The 20,952-nt window shown below is 52.5% G+C and carries 18 protein-coding genes; 9 read left to right on the plus strand and 9 right to left on the minus strand.

Annotation, left to right across the window (positions count from 1 at the left end):
• Positions 1 to 69 precede the first annotated feature (69 nt).
• Positions 70 to 963 carry a PhzF family isomerase gene (locus J4728_RS14185; protein WP_000804296.1) on the plus strand — a complete coding sequence of 298 codons (894 nt, stop codon included), beginning with the start codon at positions 70 to 72 and terminating at the stop codon, positions 961 to 963.
• A 35-nt stretch (positions 964 to 998) separates the two neighbouring features.
• Here J4728_RS14185 and nhoA read toward each other — a convergent pair whose 3' ends face one another.
• Together nhoA and steA are read right to left on the minus strand one after the other, a co-directional pair.
• Positions 999 to 1,844 carry an N-hydroxyarylamine O-acetyltransferase gene (gene nhoA / locus J4728_RS14190; protein WP_000200329.1) on the minus strand — a complete coding sequence of 282 codons (846 nt, stop codon included), beginning with the start codon at positions 1,842 to 1,844 and terminating at the stop codon, positions 999 to 1,001.
• A gap of 284 nt (positions 1,845 to 2,128) precedes the next feature.
• Positions 2,129 to 2,761, minus strand: coding sequence for a type III secretion system effector SteA (steA, locus tag J4728_RS14195; RefSeq protein ID WP_001147141.1), 633 nt, complete (start codon positions 2,759 to 2,761; stop codon positions 2,129 to 2,131).
• A gap of 512 nt (positions 2,762 to 3,273) precedes the next feature.
• Here steA and ansP point away from each other — a divergent pair.
• Positions 3,274 to 4,767 carry an L-asparagine permease gene (gene ansP, locus J4728_RS14200; protein WP_000857110.1) on the plus strand — a complete coding sequence of 498 codons (1,494 nt, stop codon included), beginning with the start codon at positions 3,274 to 3,276 and terminating at the stop codon, positions 4,765 to 4,767.
• A 76-nt stretch (positions 4,768 to 4,843) separates the two neighbouring features.
• On the opposite strand, the gene J4728_RS14205 is transcribed toward ansP, so the two are convergent.
• On the minus strand, positions 4,844 to 5,065 hold the full coding sequence (locus tag J4728_RS14205) for a YgdI/YgdR family lipoprotein (protein ID WP_000732362.1): 222 nt from the start codon (positions 5,063 to 5,065) through the stop codon (positions 4,844 to 4,846).
• A gap of 144 nt (positions 5,066 to 5,209) precedes the next feature.
• Complete coding sequence (locus tag J4728_RS14210) at positions 5,210 to 6,271, minus strand: YncE family protein (protein WP_000550636.1); 1,062 nt, start codon at positions 6,269 to 6,271, stop codon at positions 5,210 to 5,212.
• Positions 6,272 to 6,534: 263 nt separating this feature from the next.
• On the opposite strand from J4728_RS14210, the gene pqqU reads away from it, so the two are divergent.
• Positions 6,535 to 8,655, plus strand: coding sequence for a TonB-dependent receptor PqqU (gene pqqU / locus J4728_RS14215; RefSeq protein WP_208211931.1), 2,121 nt, complete (start codon positions 6,535 to 6,537; stop codon positions 8,653 to 8,655).
• Positions 8,656 to 8,710: 55 nt separating this feature from the next.
• Here the strand turns inward: pqqU and mcbR are convergent, their stop codons facing one another.
• Positions 8,711 to 9,376, minus strand: coding sequence for a colanic acid/biofilm transcriptional regulator McbR (mcbR, locus tag J4728_RS14220; RefSeq protein WP_001119592.1), 666 nt, complete (start codon positions 9,374 to 9,376; stop codon positions 8,711 to 8,713).
• Positions 9,377 to 9,709: 333 nt separating this feature from the next.
• Positions 9,710 to 10,747: an NADP-dependent oxidoreductase gene (locus J4728_RS14225; protein WP_208211932.1), complete on the minus strand. Its 1,038-nt coding sequence runs from the start codon at positions 10,745 to 10,747 to the stop codon at positions 9,710 to 9,712.
• A 211-nt stretch (positions 10,748 to 10,958) separates the two neighbouring features.
• On the opposite strand from J4728_RS14225, the gene mddA reads away from it, so the two are divergent.
• Both mddA and J4728_RS14235 read left to right on the plus strand, forming a co-directional pair.
• Positions 10,959 to 11,474 carry an L-methionine sulfoximine/L-methionine sulfone acetyltransferase gene (mddA, locus tag J4728_RS14230; protein WP_000155373.1) on the plus strand — a complete coding sequence of 172 codons (516 nt, stop codon included), beginning with the start codon at positions 10,959 to 10,961 and terminating at the stop codon, positions 11,472 to 11,474.
• Entirely contained in the window at positions 11,474 to 11,923 is a 450-nt protein-coding gene (locus J4728_RS14235; RefSeq protein ID WP_001076565.1) for a DMT family transporter, read from the plus strand. The genes mddA and J4728_RS14235 overlap by 1 nt, the downstream gene beginning before the upstream one ends.
• 4 nt (positions 11,924 to 11,927) lie before the next feature.
• On the opposite strand, the gene J4728_RS14240 is transcribed toward J4728_RS14235, so the two are convergent.
• Positions 11,928 to 12,161, minus strand: coding sequence for a YdcY family protein (locus tag J4728_RS14240; protein WP_000018720.1), 234 nt, complete (start codon positions 12,159 to 12,161; stop codon positions 11,928 to 11,930).
• A gap of 223 nt (positions 12,162 to 12,384) precedes the next feature.
• Between J4728_RS14240 and srfA the strand changes: the two genes are divergently transcribed.
• Genes srfA through srfC form a run of 3 tightly spaced genes read left to right on the plus strand, consistent with a single transcriptional unit; the run spans position 12,385 to position 18,831 of the window.
• Entirely contained in the window at positions 12,385 to 13,704 is a 1,320-nt protein-coding gene (gene srfA / locus J4728_RS14245; RefSeq protein WP_208211934.1) for a virulence-associated effector SrfA, read from the plus strand.
• Between the two features lie 4 nt (positions 13,705 to 13,708).
• Positions 13,709 to 16,690 (plus strand): virulence factor SrfB, encoded by a 2,982-nt coding sequence (locus J4728_RS14250; RefSeq protein ID WP_023232519.1) that lies wholly within the window; start codon positions 13,709 to 13,711, stop codon positions 16,688 to 16,690.
• Entirely contained in the window at positions 16,687 to 18,831 is a 2,145-nt protein-coding gene (gene srfC / locus J4728_RS14255) for a virulence-associated effector SrfC (protein WP_208211936.1), read from the plus strand. Before J4728_RS14250 ends, srfC begins: the two co-directional genes overlap by 4 nt.
• A gap of 44 nt (positions 18,832 to 18,875) precedes the next feature.
• Here srfC and J4728_RS14260 read toward each other — a convergent pair whose 3' ends face one another.
• On the minus strand, positions 18,876 to 19,049 hold the full coding sequence (locus tag J4728_RS14260; RefSeq protein ID WP_000171943.1) for a GhoT/OrtT family toxin: 174 nt from the start codon (positions 19,047 to 19,049) through the stop codon (positions 18,876 to 18,878).
• Between the two features lie 198 nt (positions 19,050 to 19,247).
• On the opposite strand from J4728_RS14260, the gene yncL reads away from it, so the two are divergent.
• A complete protein-coding gene (yncL, locus tag J4728_RS14265) occupies positions 19,248 to 19,343 on the plus strand; it encodes a stress response membrane protein YncL (protein ID WP_001103198.1) in 96 nt (31 codons plus the stop codon).
• A 104-nt stretch (positions 19,344 to 19,447) separates the two neighbouring features.
• On the opposite strand, the gene patD is transcribed toward yncL, so the two are convergent.
• Positions 19,448 to 20,893, minus strand: coding sequence for an aminobutyraldehyde dehydrogenase (gene patD, locus J4728_RS14270; RefSeq protein ID WP_151116569.1), 1,446 nt, complete (start codon positions 20,891 to 20,893; stop codon positions 19,448 to 19,450).
• Positions 20,894 to 20,952 lie beyond the last annotated feature (59 nt).

The following is a 20,952-nucleotide window of genomic DNA, read 5'->3' on the forward strand; positions in this document are numbered from 1 at the left end:
AAAACGCCTGGGCGTCGTCATTCGGCAACGCACAGGCTATGATGATTCTTCAGTCAAAGGAGAACATCAATGAAACCGCAGATTTACCATGTTGACGCCTTCACCAGCGAACCCTTTCGCGGCAACTCTGCTGGCGTTGTCTTACATGCGGATACGCTAAGCGACGCGCAGATGCAGCTGATTGCCCGTGAACTTCGTCACTCGGAAACCGCCTTTTTGCTAAAAAGCGAAGAGAGTGATGTGCGCATACGCTATTTTACACCGACAGTAGAAGTCCCCATCTGTGGTCATGCCACCGTGGCCGCGCATTATGTTCGGGCAACGGTACTGGGGTTGGGAAACACCACCGTCTGGCAAACCTCGTTAGCGGGCCGTCATCGCGTTGAAATTCATGCCGAACACAACGACTATCGCATCACGCTGGAACAAGGTCAGCCCTCTTTTGAACCACCGCTAGTCGGAGAGATTCGGGCTGCCATCATCACCGCACTGAACCTGACTGAAGATGATATCGTGCCGGGAGCGCCAATTCAGGTGGCTTCAACAGGACATGCAAAAGTGATGATCCTGCTCAAACCAGACGTTGATATTGATGCCCTTTCTCCTAATCTGGCAGCCCTGACGGCAATCAGCCAGCAAATTGGCTGTAACGGCTTTTTTCCTTTCCAGATTCGTCCGGGAAAAAACGAAACCGATGGGCGAATGTTTTCCCCGGCGATAGGGATTGTGGAAGATCCGGTAACGGGAAACGCCAATGGCCCGATGGGTGCATGGCTCGTCCATCATGGTCTGATGGCGCATGACGGTAAAACGCTGCAGATTCAAGGCCATCAGGGGCGCGCTTTAGGCAAAGAGGGTACTGTTGATGTTACCGTCACCATTCGCGATAACGAGCCGGAAAACGTCACCATCTCCGGCCAGGCGGTCATTCTGTTTCATGCCGAATGGGCCATTACTTTTTAATCTTTGTCAGGCCCGCTAATCCTCGCGGCAAAAAATTATTTTCCCGCCTCCGGATGGGTATCAAATGCAGCCATTACCGCGGCCAGCTCCGCCTCGGTAAAACCGTGCTTTACATCATTTACGCCGAGACCAAACTGCTGCTGAAGTAACTGATACAACGACGGTACATCCGGTACATTGACCTGTTCAACGGCATGTCCCTGGTGGTAACGCGTGAAGTGGAAATTCGTTAATGTCAGCTTGCCGCCATCAGGCAAATGGCGGCACATCAACAAATGATGACGAAAATGGGATTGCGGCCAGTGAGCCGACCAGAAATTGCCCATCACATGATCGCTCTGCTGCTGCACCCCCAGATCAAAACAGTACATCGACTGCCAGTGCTCATGGTGGCGGAATTGTAAAATCCATGTGCTCCCCTCCTGCATCAGGCGGTATTCGCCATGCGGCGTTTGCTGAGCAATTTCAGCCTGCAGACGAAGCGGCGCGGTTAGCGTTTGGCCGCCAAACCCCACGTCCGCGATCCACTGCTCATCCTCAACATCAACCAGCAGCAAACGGTGCGTGCGTGGCGGTAAACTGGCGGGATGAGACAGAATGACCCGCCCCAATAAGCTTCGGACGTTAAAACCGATGTCGCGTAACGCACGTTCAAACAGGCCATTCAGTTCAAAACAGTATCCACCGCGTCGGGCATAAAGCAGTTTCTCCTCTAATGCCGTCTCATCGAGCTGTATTTCACGAGGCAGTAGCACATCCAGATTTTCAAAAGGAATCGCGCAGTTGTGCGCTAAGTGAAGCGTTCTGAGCGCTTCAACCGTAGGAACCCCCAACGGCTGACAATGTAATCGCGTAAAATAAGCATGTAAAAAAGAGGTCATCTGAGGCTTCCATTAACATTAATGCTTGCGTTCGGCACACAGGCTGAGGCGGATATCGCTGCGCAACAGGATACCCTATCCGTGGAATAGCGTTGGATACTTTTGAAAAAAATAAGACAGGCCGGCTACAGCCGCCGGAGGTACGTGGGATTTTGGCGTACAAACGGAAATCGGGTTCTGAGAATCTCTTTGCGACACGCCGCCAAAATAGCGGCGTGTTAAAATTTTTAACGCCAGCTCAGCGAGTCTGATTTCTAACAAAACTGGCTAAACATAAGCGCTTTTTAATACTTGTCTAAATAGTTATGGTAACGATCTTTTATGTCGGCCGCCCGTTGCGCTTCCGCCTCGCCCATGCTGTTGGCCCGAGCGATATAATGTTCTAAACTCGGAATGGCGCCTAATGCCTGAGGTAAGGCATTATATTCTGCTATTCGCTCTCTGACGGTTTTATATTTTTCATCAATATCATAATTATAGTACGCTGGCGCCTCAAAAAAGCCCTCTTCCAGTCTCATACAGATATCTTCAAAGGACCCCTTAACCTCAACGGTATGTTCGCCATCCGATATCCTGACGATTGGCTCACGTCCAGCCATCAGCGAGAGTTGTTCGAATGTTAACATCCGACCATCAGAAAGCTCGACATCTATAATAAATTGTTCATCACGTACAGCATCTGCAAGGTGATTATGGATATTCCCTGCATTGGCACAGAACTCATCAACTTTAGGCGTAACATTGCAATAATGTTCAATTACTCGCGTAAATCCGTAGGCCAGTCCTGCGGTCAGCACATACAAGATGCCTTTCATGATTTTTGTTGATAATTTATTTTCATAATCTCCTGCAGCAACATGAGGTAGCTTATTTCCTGATAAAGCTCTGGCATAGGTAGAAACTGATGTATATGGCATATCCTGCTCCTTCAAATTTTGCTCAATAGCTTTATATGTCCTACTCCTCTCTCATTATGACGATATGTCAATCAACAAAATTGCTCAAAGGCATACATTTTCAGGAGAAAATGAGAATAACAGGCGCAACGGCCTGATCTTATGCTGCTTCAATATCGTCAGGTGGTTTATCGTTCGAGGTCATATCTATGACCATAAATCCCTGCAGGGATTAACCCTGATTAATTATTGCGCAACGCAATCACTGCGGATTTGTGCTGGCGTCTTATCTGGCTGAATCGTGACCACACCGCACCACATCTGACCACACAAATAAACTCGACATCCTCATTTTGTTCTTTCCGTATGTTTTGCGTCATTTAACAATTGCAGGTAGGATGCTCCGCCGGCGGTTTTATCCCTGTCACAGAATCAGGGAAAAGCGGCATTCGCCATTGCAGGCAATCGATTGGTGAGCGCCCGTCGCTGCATAAGGAATTTTTCTGTCAGGACAGGCTATAACAGGTAACGTAATGAAAACACAGACTACGCACGCCGCAGAACAACATGCGGCGAAACGACGCTGGCTGAACGCCCATGAAGAGGGGTATCACAAAGCGATGGGGAATCGTCAGGTTCAGATGATTGCTATCGGCGGCGCGATTGGCACCGGTTTATTTTTAGGTGCAGGCGCCCGATTGCAAATGGCCGGACCGGCACTGGCGCTGGTCTATCTGATATGCGGCATTTTTTCTTTTTTCATTTTACGCGCGCTGGGCGAACTGGTATTGCATCGCCCTTCCAGCGGGAGCTTCGTCTCCTACGCCCGTGAATTTTTGGGTGAAAAAGCGGCCTACGTCGCAGGCTGGATGTACTTTATTAACTGGGCGATGACCGGGATCGTCGATATCACCGCAGTGGCGTTATACATGCACTACTGGGGCGCATTTGGCGACGTTCCGCAATGGGTGTTCGCGCTCGGCGCGTTAACCATTGTCGGTACCATGAACATGATCGGCGTAAAATGGTTTGCCGAAATGGAGTTCTGGTTCGCGCTGATAAAAGTACTCGCCATTGTTATCTTCCTGGTGGTAGGCACGATTTTTCTCGGTACCGGTCAACCGCTTGAGGGTAATGCCACCGGTTTTCACCTGATTACAGATAATGGCGGCTTTTTCCCGCACGGCCTGTTGCCCGCGCTGGTACTGATTCAGGGCGTAGTGTTCGCTTTTGCGTCGATTGAACTGGTCGGTACCGCCGCTGGGGAGTGCAAAGATCCACAGACGATGGTGCCAAAAGCCATCAATAGCGTGATCTGGCGTATTGGTCTTTTCTATGTAGGATCGGTCGTATTGCTGGTTTTGCTGCTGCCGTGGAACGCCTACCAGGCGGGGCAAAGTCCGTTTGTCACCTTCTTTTCTAAACTTGGCGTGCCTTATATCGGCAGTATTATGAATATCGTGGTGTTAACCGCCGCGCTTTCCAGCCTGAACTCCGGGCTTTACTGTACGGGGAGAATTTTACGTTCAATGTCGATGGGGGGTTCCGCGCCGAAATTCATGGCGAAAATGAGCCGTCAGCATGTGCCCTATGCGGGTATTCTGGCGACTCTGGTGGTTTACGTGGTTGGCGTGTTCCTGAATTACCTGGTCCCCTCCCGCGTGTTTGAGATCGTTCTTAATTTTGCCTCGCTCGGCATTATCGCATCGTGGGCGTTTATCATGGTGTGCCAGATGCGTTTACGCCAGGCGATAAAAGAAGGCAAAGCCGCAGACGTCAGTTTTAAACTGCCCGGCGCGCCTTTTACCTCCTGGCTAACGCTGCTGTTTTTATTAAGCGTGCTGGTTCTCATGGCGTTTGACTACCCGAATGGAACTTACACTATCGCCTCGTTGCCGCTGATCGCCATTCTGCTGGTTGCCGGCTGGTTTGGCGTGCGACGTCGCGTGGCGGAGATCCATCGCACTGCGCCAGTAACGGCGGATTCGACAGAGAATGTCGTATTGAAAGAAGAAGCAGCGACATAACATTCCCCTTCCCCGGCAGCCCCAGGCCTGCCGGGTTTAATGCGCGTTGCCGCCAACACCGCATCGCGCCCAATGCTTAGTCAGCCTTAATCAACTGCGCCACATCATTGCTGTTAATTTCCCGCTGGTTGCCTTCCTGATCGGTATAACTGGTCATCCCCGTCTCTTTATCTAACTGCGGCTTACCCTGAGTTACGATCGTTTGCCCATTCTTCGTCGTCATCACATAGTTGGTTGTACAACCCGCAAGCATAAAAAACATCATGCCCAAACCTGAGCATATAAATAACTTTTTCATATTTTCCTCGTGAATATAATGAGTTAACTACAGCAAAAAGGCAGTGTAATTCTCACAGAATCATCAGGCTATCGGCGGGGTGTAACGAGGCGTATCGGTGCGTTTAAAGAGATGACTGGAGGGGTTTCCCCCTCCATACCCTATTTACAGAGCAATGCGAATAACATCATCCGGCTGCGTCGCTTCCTGTTCACGTGTCGATTTCTGCTTCACGCTGACGTAGAGCGTTTTACCGTCTGCCGATAGCGCCAGGCTATTCGGGTACGTCGGCGTATCGAACGTTTTAACAACGTTATAGGTCTTCGCATCGATCACGCTGACCTGACCTGCCTGACGATGTGTCACATACGCCTCGTTACGTGTCGGGTTAAACAGGACGGCCAAAGAAGCAGGCGCCGCGATTTTGGCAAGAATATTGCCATTACGGGTATCGACAACCAGAACCTCAGTCGCCTTCGAGTCGGTGATAAACGCGCGATGACCTGCGGTATCGAGACTCAGGTTAATAAAGAAGTGTTCTTTACCGTCATCCAGCAACTTCTTACGACTGAGAATTTTATTGCTGGCGGTATCGATAGTGATAAATTCGCCATCCGCATTGGTGGTGTACAGGCGTTGCGCTTTACTGTCGAGCGCCAGACCCGTACTCATTTTGCCGGTATTTTCGATCGTCGTTTTCAGTTTGATGGTTTCGCCATCCACTACCCAAATAGCACTCTCTTTACCAACACCGCTAATGTAGATCGTGTTGGTCGCCGCATCGGCAACCAGCTCACGGGGCTGTAACGGACGAACCTCTTCAGTACGTTTGCGCGCATCAAGTACCAGACGACCTTTTACATCACCCGTTTTGGCATCAATCGCGGTAACTGCGCTGTTAATGGTATTGCCAAACCACAGCGTTTGGGTCGCGGCATTGATGGTGGCGCCGAACGGCTTGAGATCGTTATGAATCGCTTGCGTGATTTCCAGCGTCACCGGGTCGAGACGATAAACTACGCCGCCTTTATCCAGTTTACGGCTTTGCGATGTAGCCAGCCAGAGCGCGTTTTCTTGCTGACTCCAGGCCATCTCATAAGCGCCTTTGCCTACCGCTTTACGCAGCATGTCTTCCGCCGCCAGCGTGCTAAATGAGGATGCGACGAGGAGCGAACCTAACAATAAAGAACCACGCAGGCGCGGCGAAAAAAGATGACGTAAGTGCATGACGACTCCCTTTGATAAAAACGTGTATAGCTGCTTCACACTACTTCGCTGCGCGGGATCTTCGTTCCGCACTTATTATAAGTTGAGAATAATAATCATTATTTATCAGAAAGTGGAGCTTTTCCTCGCCTGCGAATGTCATGGCTCTTAAATACCGCACATTTTCTTAACTTAATGTGCGATTAAAATTTCAAAACTTTACATATTGACTACCCTTAATGTCACGTTTTCCGTTGATACGCTTACATTTATCCGGCATTTTCATGAAAATTATTTCCGTTAGACAGCGACTTTATCCCGCCCTCTTATTGCCTCTGACCTTCTCCCCGGTCCTTCAGGCCGCCAGCGCGCCCAATGAACAAACCATGATAGTCACCGCAACGCCGCAAACCGTATCCGAGCTGGATACACCTGCCGCCGTTAGCGTCATTGAGGGAGAAGACATGCGTCTGGCGACGCCTCGCGTTAATTTATCTGAGTCTTTAACCAGCGTCCCGGGATTGCAGGTGCAGAACCGGCAGAACTACGCGCAGGATCTGCAAATCTCTATCCGTGGATTTGGCTCGCGTTCCGCCTTTGGCGTGCGCGGCATTCGTCTGTATGTTGATGGCATTCCCGCCACCATGCCGGATGGACAAGGCCAGATTTCGAATATTGATATTAACAGCATACAAAACGTTGAAGTGTTACGCGGCCCCTTCTCAGCGCTATACGGCAATGCTTCCGGCGGCGTAATAAATGTCACCACCGAAACCGGGAGACAACCGCCCACCCTTGAGGCCAGCAGCTACTACGGCAGTTATGGAAGCTGGCGCTATGGGCTAAAAGCCACGAGCGCGATGGGTGACGGCACACAGCCAGGCGACGTGGATTACACGGTATCAACTACCCGTTTCACCACCCACGGCTACCGCGATCACAGCGGCGCGCGAAAAAATCTGGCTAATGCCAAACTGGGTGTGCGCCTTGACGATGTCAGTAAACTCTCGCTGATTTTTAATAGTGTGGACATTAAGGCGGACGATCCCGGCGGACTCACCGAATCTGAATGGAAAGCCGATCCGCAACAGGCGCCGCGCGCTGAACAGTACAATACGCGTAAAACCATCAAACAAACTCAGGCAGGATTGCGTTATGAACGTCAGCTCAGCGCGCAGGATGATATCAGTGTGATGGCCTACGCCGGAGAGCGGGAAACCACGCAATACCAGTCTATTCCCCTGGTGGCACAGCTAAAACCGGCCCAGGCTGGCGGCGTAATTACACTGCAACGCCACTATCAGGGCATTGATTCCCGCTGGACTCACCGGGGAGAATTAGGTGTGCCGGTCACCTTCACTGGCGGAGTAAACTATGAAAACATGAGCGAAAACCGCAAGGGTTACAATAATTTCCGTCTCAACAACGGCACCCCTGAGTTTGGGCATAAAGGTGATTTACGGCGGGATGAGCGTAACCTGATGTGGAATGTCGATCCTTATCTGCAAACCCAGTGGCAGCTTACGCAAAAACTCTCGCTGGATGCTGGCGTGCGCTACAGTTCCGTGTGGTTCGATTCTAACGATCACTATATCGCGCCCGGCAATGGCGATGACAGCGGCGACGCCAGCTATCACCACTGGCTACCCGCCGGATCGCTAAAATATGCGTTAACTGACGCCTGGAATCTCTATCTTGCTGCCGGTCGCGGATTTGAAACTCCCACTATCAATGAACTTTCTTATCGCGCTGACGGCCAAAGCGGGTTCAACTTTGACCTCAAACCGTCGACCAATGATACGGTGGAAGTCGGCAGTAAAACGCGGATTGGCAATGGCTTGTTGACCGCCGCGTTATTTCAAACCGATACCGATGATGAAATTGTTGTCGCCAGCAGTATGGGAGGACGCACTACCTACAAAAACGCGGGCAAAACGCGCCGCCAGGGCGCAGAGCTCGCGTTGGACCAGCGCTTCGCCGGCGACTGGCGGGTGAAAGCATCATGGACCTGGCTGGATGCGACCTATCGCAGTAACGTTTGTCAGGGGCAAAACTGTGATGGAAACCGGATGCCCGGCATCGCCCGTAATATGGGATTCGCCTCATTAGGTTTTATCCCGGATGAGGGGTGGTACGCCGGAACAGACGTTCGCTATATGGGCGATATCATGGCCAATGATGAAAATACCGCCAAAGCGCCTTCGTATACCGTTGTTGGACTAAATACAGGGTATAAATTTAATTACAGTCAGCTTACCGTCGATATTTTTGGGCGGGTAGATAATCTATTTGATAAAGAATATATCGGTTCGGTGATCGTTAATGAATCTAATGGCCGATATTATGAGCCAGCGCCAGGGCGTAACTATGGCGTGGGGATTAATCTGGCATGGCAATTTGAATAAATATCCGGCAATAGCGGGGCATCCCCGCTATTGATTAGTCATAGTTTCATGAAAGTTACATGAAGTACTGATTTTTAATCGTCGCTACGTTTTGTTGCAAAACGTTCTGTAGGCAGTGGCGACTGGCTTCTTTATCACCAGTCACTAACGCATTAAGCAATTTTCTGTACAGATTAACGCCGTTTTGATAATCATCAAGTTTAAAATTATCATATAAAAAATGCAGACTTGGCCCCAGGCGTACCCATAATTGCTCGATCATGGCATACAACGTTGGCATATCCGCGTAGTGGTAGATCTCAAAGCGGAATGCGCGGTTGGCCAAAAGAATTTTCTCCATAACGCCACTTTCCAGCGCCTGTTGAAATTCATCTAATAGCGCATTCAGCGTCTGCTCGCGATCCGGGGTAATCTTACCCGCAGCGGCGACCACCGCCATCTCCTCCAGGGCAGTACGAATCGTATTAATTTCCAGCAAACTTTCCAGCGAGATCTCCGGCACCATAAACGCCTGTGCTGGCGCCACCGCCAAAGCACTGGAAGAGACCAGCCTTAACAGGGCCTCACGCACCGGCGTAATACTGACGCCTAACTCTTGAGCGATATTTTTAGTGATAAGCCTTGCGCCTGGTTTTAATGCGCCAATAGACAATTGATGCTTTAACCGATTTTCAACCTGTGTGGTCAGGCTTATATGTTGTGTTTTTTCCGTACCCGGCATTTTCCTTCCTTCACCTCTTGGCAGAACAACATCGCAATCGAGTCCCGAAGAAGTTTCGGAACTTAATTGTAAAAAAGATAATCCAGGCCTGAACGGCCAAATAAATAAAAGTGATAATTTACTTGCGTGATATTCTCATCTTTTACAACAATACAGGTTTCTTTATGGCAACCGTTTTATCTCCGTCATTCCTTCATGTATCGAGATTTTTGACCGGTTCAGGCCGCTGAGCGAGATAAGCTGCCCCACCGCGATCTGAATGATGAATATAAGTAAAGCCGGAATTTTAAAATTTGCACATTTTTATGGCGACATAATGCCGCCATTTTTTCTTTACGCATCGTCCGCTAAACGTATCACGACTTTGCCAAAGTTCTTCCCCGCCAGCAGCCCCATAAACGCTTCTGGCGCATTTTCCAGCCCATCAGTAATCTGCTCCCGGTAATGTATTTTCCCTTCTTTGATCCAACGCCCCATTTCTTGCTGAAACTCATGTATCCGGTGACCATAGTCCTGGTTGATGATAAAACCTTGCAGACGAATACGCTTTTTAAGTAATGTCGCCATCAGCAGAGGCAGTCTGTCTGGACCGTCCAGCAACGCTGTCGCATTGTAGCCGCTGACCAGACCGCAGAGCGGAATCCGCGCCGACGTATTCAGTAGCGGTAAGACGGCGTCAAAGACTTTACCACCGACATTCTCATAATAGATATCGATACCCTGCGGGCAGGCCTGCGCAAGCTGTTGTGGGAAATTATCAGCGTGATGATCAAGGCACAGATCAAATCCCAAAACGTCTGTCGCATGACGGCATTTTTCCGCGCCGCCAGCAATACCCACGACCCGGCAGCCCTTCAGCTTGCCAATTTGCCCAACCGTTGCGCCTACGGGGCCGGTGGCGGCGGCGACAACCAGCGTTTCGCCCTCTTTCGGCTGGCCGATATCCAGTAACCCCATATAGGCGGTAAACCCCGGCATTCCTAAAATACCCAATGACCAGGAAGGATGTTGCGGATTATCACCCAGCTTTACTAACCCTTCGCCATCTGAAATGTCATAATCCTGCCAGCCATTGTAACTCAACACCCATTCGTCTGGTCGGTAATCAGGATGGTTTGACGCGACAACGCGACTGACCGTACCGCCAACCATAACGCAGCCAGGTTCAACAGGCGGCGCATATGAGGGTTCATCGCTCATGCGGCCACGCATATAAGGGTCGAGTGATAAAAAAACGGTACGCAATAGCACCTGCCCTTCACCGGGCGTCGCGACGTCATCTTCTTCGAGGCGGAAGTTATCCATCTGCGGCGCGCCGTGGGGACGCGAGGCCAAAACCCAACGACGATTTCGGTTGGTCTGTTGCTTCATTCTATTCTCCTCATGCCTGGCATAATCCATCAATAATAGTCGAACATTAGCTTTCTGAGGGAGTTAAACACTCTCAGATATCAGGCTGTGCGCTTTTATGAACGACTTTCTTTCCCCTCTCGCTAAATATGAATTCTTGCGCTAATTCGTTGATTTATGCCGCCTTCAATAGTATTTCTAACACTATCGTAAACATTCCCTGGGGTTCCCTATGACGATTCGCTTTGCCGATAAAGCAGACTGCGCCGCGATTACCGAAATCTATAACCATGCGGTATTACATACTGCGGCCATCTGGAACGATCGGACGGTCGATACGGATAATCGCCTTGCCTGGTATGAGGCCCGTCAATTACTGGGCTATCCGGTGCTGGTAAGCGAAGAAAATGGCGTGGTGACTGGCTATGCATCATTTGGCGATTGGCGCAGTTTCGACGGTTTTCGCTATACCGTCGAGCACTCGGTTTATGTTCATCCGGCGCACCAGGGGAAAGGACTGGGGCGAAAGCTGCTCAGCAGACTGATCGACGAAGCCCGACGCTGCGGCAAGCATGTGATGGTGGCCGGTATTGAGTCACAGAATGCCGCCTCGATACGCCTGCATCATTCGCTGGGATTTACCGTTACCGCGCAAATGCCGCAGGTCGGCGTAAAATTTGGCCGTTGGTTAGATCTTACGTTTATGCAGCTCCAGCTTGATGAACACGCCGCGCCGGACGCCTGCTGATGAACCAGTCTTTGACGCTTATCTTTTTGATCGCCGCCGGCGTCGGGCTGGTGGTACAAAACAGTATTATGGTGCGTATTACGCAGACATCATCGACGATTCTGATCGCTATGCTGTTGAACTCGCTGGTAGGGATCGTTTTATTTGTGACGATATTGTGGTTTAAGCAAGGCGCTGCGGGTTTCGGCGAGCTGGTCGCCAGCGTTCGCTGGTGGACATTGATCCCCGGTCTGCTGGGGTCATTTTTTGTATTTGCCAGCATTAGCGGGTATCAGAACGTTGGCGCCGCGACGACTATCGCGGTACTGGTCGCCAGCCAGTTAATCGGCGGACTGGCGCTGGATATCGCGCGTAGCCACGGCGTCACGTTACGCGCAATGGTCGGGCCGGCGTTTGGCGCGCTGTTGCTGGTCATTGGCGCATGGCTGATTGCGAAGCGCCAGTTTTAATGGGTTACAGGATCGTGCCGCCTTTGGTGAGCTGCTCGCGGCGCGCGTCCCGATCTTCTTGATATTGTCTGCCGTGATGCGCGATAGCCGTGCGCAAACGCTGCTGCTGCACATAACGATCTTCACGACGTAATTCAGCGTCATCGCTCAAGGCAATCAGCAATTCATTCATATGGGCAATTACGCTCTCCGCGATGGCGGCATCCACGCGGGCGCTCACTTCCTCCAGGTGCGACATAAGCTCTCCTACTCTTTATTCTGTAACAGCATGATTCGCCTATTATACGCGTTATTGTCGCCCGATGCGGTAATTCGCCGCTGCCCTCCTGATTTAACTTACGTCAAGTGAAAACACGGGGCTTAATAGACCGAGAATTCGCGCCTTTTTGCCTTTCTTCCGCCGTTTGCTTGCGTATAGACCCCGTAAAGTAGACGCGTGAAGAAGTCTAAGGGATAACAACGTGGCAAAATCTCTCTTGCGCAGCGGCAATCTGGATGATTATCAGGCCGTGGGCGGCGGCGGTCAGGCCGTATTTGAATCAGCATTGCAAATTCGCGAAACGCTTCGTCTGCGTAAACAGCAGGCGATGGTTGACTGTCTGGCGATTCCGCAACTTAACGATAATGGCGATCGGGTTGACTGGTATTCGCCGATTGAAGGTCAGGCGATAGCGTGGAAAGCGGCTGACGAAGAGACACGTTCTCGGGCTTTACGTTATTTAGCCAGCACTTTTGAAAGCGCGGCTGCACTCAGTCGCAAAAGTCTGCAATCCGGTAAAACAGCGCTCCAGCTATTTGGGTCGCTACTTGAGAAAGCGACGCAATTTCCCGGCGAAAATCATGTTTTCCTGGTTAACGGCAAACCGGTTATCACCTTCTGGGGATTCGTTAATCTCAACGAAAATACACGCGATGATGTGCTGGACTGCCTGCGGGTAACCGAGGCGATCCTCAACATCCCTCTGGTCGAGCCGGAGCCCGAAGAAAAGCCGCTGGTAGAGGCGGCATTTAGTCAGGCGGATGAACCTTTGTTAACGTCTGTCATTGAGCCGCCGAAAATGCCGGAGGAACCTGTTGCGCCGCCCGTTATCGTTAGCGAGCCGAAGCCGGCCACACCCATCCCGGTTGCTGAGGCGAAAAGAGCTCGCCGTCTACCGCTGTGGAGCTTACCTGTCGCTGCCGTGGTTATCGCCGCCGTCGCCACGCCTTTTTTCTGGCCATCTTCATCCGTTGACGGGTCCTCTCCTGTTCGCGCCGCGCCTGTCGCTACCGCGAAAACTGACGTTACCCCATTGCCTGAACTCACCGCGCATTTGCCGCTGCATCGCGCTGAGGTGACGCCCGCCCCCAAAGCGGCGCCGCTGCCGGAAGCGCCTGTTATCATTGCCGCTATTCCCAAAGACGCGCTGGTGATGGACAGTACGCAGATGAAGCTTGGAACCACGCGCTTTTTAAACGGTAGCTGGCGGGTCAGCGTGGATGTCAAAGATCCGATTACCGGCAAGCCGCCCTCTCTGCGTTATCAGATCCAAAATAACAAAGGTATCGCGCGCGTAGTACATGGTGATAACGTGGTTTGTCGGGCGGAAATTTTCTCTGGTCTGCATCAAACGGGCGAGCTGATGATTAAAAGTCGCGGCAATGCGCGCTGCACCGACGGCTCACGTTATCCGATGCCGGAAATTACCTGTAAAGCTGGCGTCAATGACGTCGCAACCTGTACCGCCCGTTATGGCGACCACGCGGCAATTCCGTTGACGTTTAAAAAGATAGGTGCCTGATTTTATGTTGGTCAATCTGTGTGATTACAAACAGAGCGTCACGCTCATTGCAAACAGCGGCGTCCAGTTTCTTGATTTTGGCTTAACGCCGCAAGAGTCGGCCCACTACGGACGTTTTGTGCGCAAAACGGCAAACGGCCCGCTACTGCGCCTCGATTTTGATCTGACCAGCGGGCGCTACACGTTGCCTGGACGTGCAGGCGGCCAACCCGAAGTCGTGAAACCGGAAAGCACTCAGACGCTGCACTATTCTCTGGATGTACTCGACGGAATCTGGCTTCCCCTGCCGTTCCTGCGTTTTAATCCGCCGCGTACCTTTATTGACGGGCCGGATAACTGGGCGCGCATTCAGGTACGTAAACTCAGCGAGCCAGATAGCGCCGGAAACACACACCGCATCACCCTCGCCTTCGACAGTCAGCTGGCAAAAAATATGCCTGCGGCGTTGGCGCCTTGCGAAAACGATCTGCTCAATGGCACACGTTTTGCGCTCGCCTGGCGCGATGAAGAAGTTGCCGATTTTCTTGACCAGACATGGATTGACGGCTGGCTGCGCGAGTCGTTTCTTCAGTATGCCTCACAGGTGGAAAACCGTCCGGAACAGGCCATACAACAAGCGCTGCGTAGCTTTGAGTATCAGGCGCACTGGTTGAATTTACTGACGCTGTTAGGCGAACAGCTTACGGTGCCGGAAGTAAAGTTTGTGACACATACGTTAAGCACGCCCGCAATCCCGGTCGATCTGATTCTGGATGTCGGCAATACGCATACCTGCGGCGTCTTGATCGAGGATCATGGCGATGCGAATGATGGGTTGCGCCAGACGGCAGAGCTTCAGGTGCGTTCTTTAAGCGAGCCGCAGTTTCTGAACGATCCTTTATTTACCAGCCGGGTGGAATTCTCAGAAGCGCGCTTTGGCAAGCAACACTTTTCTGTCGAAAGCGGACGAGACGACGCCTTTGTCTGGCCTTCCATTGTGCGTGTGGGCGACGAGGCTCGCGCCCTTGCTATGCAGCGTGTGGGCACCGAAGGCAGCAGCGGTATCTCCAGCCCGCGCCGCTACCTGTGGGATGAAACCCCCGCCTTGCAGGACTGGCGTTTTAGCCAGATCCACGGTAAAACGCAGCGCGAACCGCTTGCCACCGCGTTTCCGCTGATGAATCTGATGAACGATGACGGACAGCCGTTATTCCGCCTGCCGCATGAAGAAAGGCTACCGGTTTTTTCGCCGCAATACAGCCGTAGCACCTTGATGACGCATATGTTGTGCGAAATTCTGGCTCAGGCGCTGGGGCAAATTAACAGCGTTGCCACCCGGCTGCGGCTCGGCTTTCCCGCCTCGCCGCGCCAGCTACGCACCCTGATTTTAACGCTGCCTTCCGCCATGCCGAAACAGGAGCGAGAAATTTTCCGCCAGCGAATGTTTGAAGCACTGGCGCTGGTCTGGAAAGCCATGGGCTGGCATCCGCAGGATGAGGATTTCACCACGCCTAAGCAGCGTGAAAAAAGCGTGGTGCCGGTACCAGAAATACAGATGGAATGGGACGAAGCAAGTTGCGGCCAACTGGTATGGCTTTATAACGAAGCCATTTCGCATTACGCCGGGCGTACCGAATCCTTTTTTAATGCGCTCGCCAGACCGGATCGCCAACCTGAACCCGGCGTCGTCCCCGGACGCGCGTTGCGCGTGGCATCGATTGATATCGGCGGCGGCACGACGGATATGGCGATCGTTCACTATCAGTTAGATGACGGCGTGGGGGCCAATGTAAAAATTACGCCTCATCTCCTGTTTCGCGAAGGTTTTAAAGTCGCCGGGGACGATCTGCTATTGGATATCATTCAGCGCTGTGTACTCCCTTCCCTGCAAACGGCGTTGCAACGGGCAGGCGTTACGGATGCCGCCGCCCTGCTGGCGACCTTATTTGGCGATTCGGGACGAATTGATACTCAGGCCATTTTGCGTCAGCAAACGGCGCTGCAATTATTTATGCCGCTGGGCCATGCGGTACTTTCCGCCTGGGAGCAAAGCGACATTAACGATCCGTTTGCCGGTTTACACGCGACATTTGGCGATCTGCTGATCCGCCGCCCAACGAGCAACGTGATGAACTATATCCAGCAGGCGATCGATCATGCCTTACCGTCTGGTTCGCCGACATTTGATATATTCAATGTGCCGTTGCAAATCCAGTTTAGCCAGCTTCAGGAGGCTCTGCTGGCCGGTCAGTTTACGCTAACAACGCCGCTTCATGCGGTCTGCGAAGCGATCTCCCACTATCACTGCGATATCTTGCTGGTGACGGGGAGACCGACCTGCTTACCCGGCGTACAGGCGCTCATCCGGCACTTACAACCGGTGCCGGTTAATCGCATTGTGTGGATGGATAAGTATCAGGTACATGAATGGTATCCCTTCAGTCAGCAAGGGCGTATCGGTAACCCAAAATCCACTGCCGCGGTGGGCGCGATGTTATGCAGCCTGGCGCTGGACTTACGTCTGCCGCGTTTCAATTTTAAAGCGGCTGATATCGGCGCGTATTCGACTGTGCGTTATCTTGGCGTACTGGATAATACCGTTAATACGCTTCGCGATGAAAATATCTGGTATCACGAGATCGATTTGGATAAACCCGGCGCGACGCTGGACGCTCGCCTGCATTTTCCGCTACGCGGCAACGTGACGTTGGGCTTTCGTCAACTGGCGAACAGTCGCTGGCCGGCAACCCCACTCTATTGCCTGAGCATTAATTCCGCTGAACTGGCGAAAACCATCGCTGGCGACGGCGTACTGAATGTGCGACTGAAATTACGCGGCAGTAGCAAAGATAGCGCCCCGGAATCGTTCATATTAAGTGATGCCTGGCTCCAGGACGGGACGCCGGTCGCCGCCGATGCGCTGACATTAAAATTGAATACGCTGGCTGACCGCCGCCACAGCGGCAGCCACTACTGGATAGATAGCGGGAGTGTATACCTGAAATGACAAAACCGTTAAACGCCACCCAGGCTGTTATCGAGTGGGTTAACAACACGCGCCGTTACGCAACGCGACTGGATGACGAAGCCGACGCTCTGCTGGCGCAACTTACGCTTGCCGCGGCGGATGAGTCAGCGCTCAACGCCGCCTGCGCGTCACATGGCTGCGTTGGTCTGTACGGGTATGCGCAATCCGCAAAAGCGCATCTGTTAACGACGCTATGCGGTAACGAGAATGGCAAGCTGGAAATTATCACGCCGGACCGTGACTATGATTATTTCAGCCACATCAATCCGGGTCATGCGCCAGCGAATATGGCTATTCGCTTTACGCGCGACATTTTTTCAAACGAGAACGGCTGGCCGTTGCGCCTGCGCTTGATCAGTGAAGCCGAACTGGTGCAGATCTTTATTGCCTGGACCAGCGCATCCCCCGTTTGTCGCCAGGTCGAAAAATCCATTATCACATCACGCCTGGAGAAATGGCAATCGCTTCGCCAACCGCAGCCCGTCCCCGGCGTTACCGCTGAAGAGGTAGCGACCATCGCGAGTTTCTGGCGCTCTTGCCTGCCGTCCGCCAGACAACATATTGATGATGCGACATGGCAACACTTTGCCTCGCTCTTGCCTACGCTGGATCTCACGACACGGGCGCACGCCTGGGCATTACTGTGGGGAGAGCAACCAGAGATCACCCAGCAATGGCTGGCGCTGGCGCATATGTTGCAACAAACCGGCCATGCCGGGGAACTGGCGGCGCCGCTCAGCCTGCTGGTCGATCATTTTGGCTTACCGGCGGAAAACTTCCTGACGCAAATGGCGCTAACCGCCAGCGATACGCAAAGCGATGTGGTGGTGCATCCGGTTAAGGAAGGCCGACTGCTCAATGCGGTCAGCCTTTCGCTTGATTCTCTGGCGCTGCTTACCCGCGAACTGGTGCTAACCGTTGAAAATAGCGTACTGGATAACGTTGATTTACTGGATATTCCGGTCGCGCCAGACAGTCATCCTCATCCGTTATGGCGGGCGAAATTAGGCTGGATGCTGGCCCATTACCGTCAGCAGATACAGCCCGATGTTCTGGTGATTTGCAATGCTCTGGCATCTCGCTCGCAAACGTCCACTGCCGCCCGTCACTTACTGGAGTGGGTTAACGCCACGCAGCCGCAGCATGAATCAGCGTTACCCGGCGTCGTCTGGGCTATTACTCCACAGGATGCCCGTTTTGCCACCCAGCAAAATCTGGATGAGGCCGTCCAGCAGTTGATGGGTAAACCTGGCGTGCATTGGGGAACGTTGCAGGCGCTGGATAAACACAGTATGCAGCGTTTGGTGGAGTGGTTATCGCAGGCGACATCGGCACCACAGCGACAGGCGCGCTTACAGGCGTTACGCGCACAACTGCGAGGCCGCGTGCGCGATCTGTTACCGATGTTTGATGACGCGCGGCTACCGGTTGAAACCGTGATCCGGCGTCTTCAGGCCCAGGCCGCCAGACATGGCGACCTGCTGGCCGGGCTGTTACCGCCAGTACAGAATTTCGAAGCGTTGCTGCGCACCCGACAGTCGCGAGAAGAACAGGTCAGCGGTTTATTTAATGACGCGATCGATCTCTTTGCCGACGAACCAACGCGCGCTTCAGCGTCAGAAGGTCACGAAACAGGCTACCAGGCGCACAAAATGTGGATCAATCATCTGCGCCAGTGGGCCCACTGCCGGGATAATGCGCAGCGTCTGGGACTGGAACCGCAGATGCTCAACGCAGTGGCGGAGATTTTAATTACCGCCGGCTATCGCCTCGGTTTACCTCAGCAGTTACAGAAAACCATGCAGCGCGAGGAGGTTAGCGGCGCGCAGCTTCATGCCATCATTGGTAACTTCATCGCCTGGCTCGGCTACGCCAATATCGAGGAGGCCCAACGCCCGGCCAGCCGCGTTCAGAAAGGCGCAGCCATTTTCGCCGCAACGCCGCGTTCGACAATGTTGCGTCTAACAAAGCTTGACGAACAGCCCGTTCACGCCGCCAGCCGCTATGTCTATGACTGGCTTGTTGCGCTGTATACCCTGGCCAATGAGAACGCAGGATATCGGCATCCGCAGGACGTTACCGACGTAGACAGAGCGCAATTAATTGCCCTGATAGCCTGACCTGGCGGAAAAACCATGCCCGGTAACCTGTATCGGGCTTGAGGTCAGAAAAGCGAAAACAGCAATGCGACGGGGAAACTTATCGGCCATGTCGCGCCAACCAAAAAGGCGCTCAGGAAACGAATTCGTTTTTTGTCATGAGTCAAAAACCAGGTGATCAGGGATGATATCACCGCCATGACGGCGTAAAAAATTAATATCTTTTGAAAGAGGGTCATATCAGGCATCCGCGCCAACCAGAGGAAAAAACGCGCGCAATATGCTCTTTTTATTTGACACACATCAAGGTTTATCAGCCTTAACAGCAAAACGTTCTCAATGCACGGCTCCGCTCACAGAATATCCTGTTTACGTATTATTGCGGATCTCGCCAACCCGTACTATACCCATAGGGGTTATGATGAAAGGTGGCGAAAATGAATGTTTCCAGTAAAACCGTCGTGCTGATTAATGTCTTTGCTGCTGCAGGACTTTTGGGTCTGATCTCGTTGAGATTCGGCTGGTTTGCTTGAGGTGTTCAACCTTTGAGTACTTGCTGCGCATGTTGGCGGGGAGGTCCCCCTCTCCGCCGACACCCGCCTATTTTTTCACGATTTTTCTGAACAGTAAATGATCCTTAATGCTTAACCATGATGTGACGGACAAGTGTGTAGTCTTCCAGACCATACAATGACATATCTTTGCCGTATCCCGACTGTTTTTGCCCTCCATGCGGCATCTCGCTAACCAACATGAAATGGGTATTAATCCAGGTACAGCCATACTGCAATCTGGCGCTAAGCCGGTGCGCCCGCCCAACGTCCTGAGTCCAGACGGAGGATGCCAGACCATAGCGAGAATCGTTGGCCCACCTCAGAACCTGATCTTCATCATCAAAGACGGTTATACTGACCACCGGGCCGAAGACCTCGCGTTGAACGATGGCATCTTCCTGTCTGGCGTCTGCCAGCAACGTCGGAGCGAAATAGTAACCTTTACCTTCCGTTTGACTTCCGCCAGTAATCACACGGATATGGCTGAGGGCCTTCGCCTCCTCTACAGCCGCTGTGACGCGCTTCAGGTGCGCCAGCGAACTTAACGGCCCCAGCTCTGTCGACTCATCCTCCGGCGCGCCCATTTTCAGGCTGCTTACTGCGTTCCCTAGCTTTTCGACCAGCGCATCATAGATACCGCGCTGCGCGTATATACGGCACGCCGCAGTACAATCCTGTCCGGCATTATAGAAACCAAAAGTCCGGACGCCTTGCGCCACTGCATCCAGATCGGCGTCATCAAAAACAATCACCGGGGCTTTACCACCGAGTTCCATATGCGTACGTTTTATCGCTGGCGCAGTATGGCGCAGAATATGCTCCCCGGTCGCGATAGAACCGGTTAAAGAGACCATGCGTACTTTTTCATGGCCGGTCAATACATCGCCAACAGTCTGCCCTCGTCCGAACAGGACATTGAGCACCCCCGGCGGAAAGATATCCTTCGCCAGCGCGGCAAGTTTAAGCGCCGTCAGCGGCGTAATTTCAGAAGGCTTAATCACCACGCAGTTACCTGCCGCCAGCGCTGGCGCCAGCTTCCAGGCCGCCATCATGAGCGGATAATTCCACGGCGCGATAGAGGCAACCACGCCAATCGGGTCCCGGCGGATCATCGACGTATGCCCTTCCAGATATTCACCCGCCGCCAGTCCACTCAAACAACGGGCCGCGCCGGCAAAAAAGCGAAAGACATCCACGATTGCCGGAATTTCATCATTAATTACGCAGTGCAAAGGCTTACCGCAGTTTTGCGATTCAAGCCGGGCGAACTCAAGGGCGTTTTGCTCGATGCTGTCCGCCAGTTTTAACAGACATTCCGCCCGTGCTTTGGGTGTGGTCTGCCCCCATTCGGCAAACGCGTTATCGGCGGCCTGCACTGCGGCGTCAATCTGCGCGGGCGACGCTTCCGCAATCTCAAGTATGACCTCGCCTGTCGCCGGGTTATAAACAGACTGCCTTTCTCCTTCGCCGTCCACCAGCACGCCATTAATCAGTAATTGATATTGCATAGCATTTTCCCATATCGTCATTAATCGATTTCCGGCGAACGGGCCGCCGCTTTCCTAAAAATAGACGGCGCGCCAGATGC

The organism is Salmonella sp. 32070601201500089SM (genome assembly GCF_017573605.1).
Lineage (GTDB): Bacteria > Pseudomonadota > Gammaproteobacteria > Enterobacterales > Enterobacteriaceae > Salmonella > Salmonella enterica.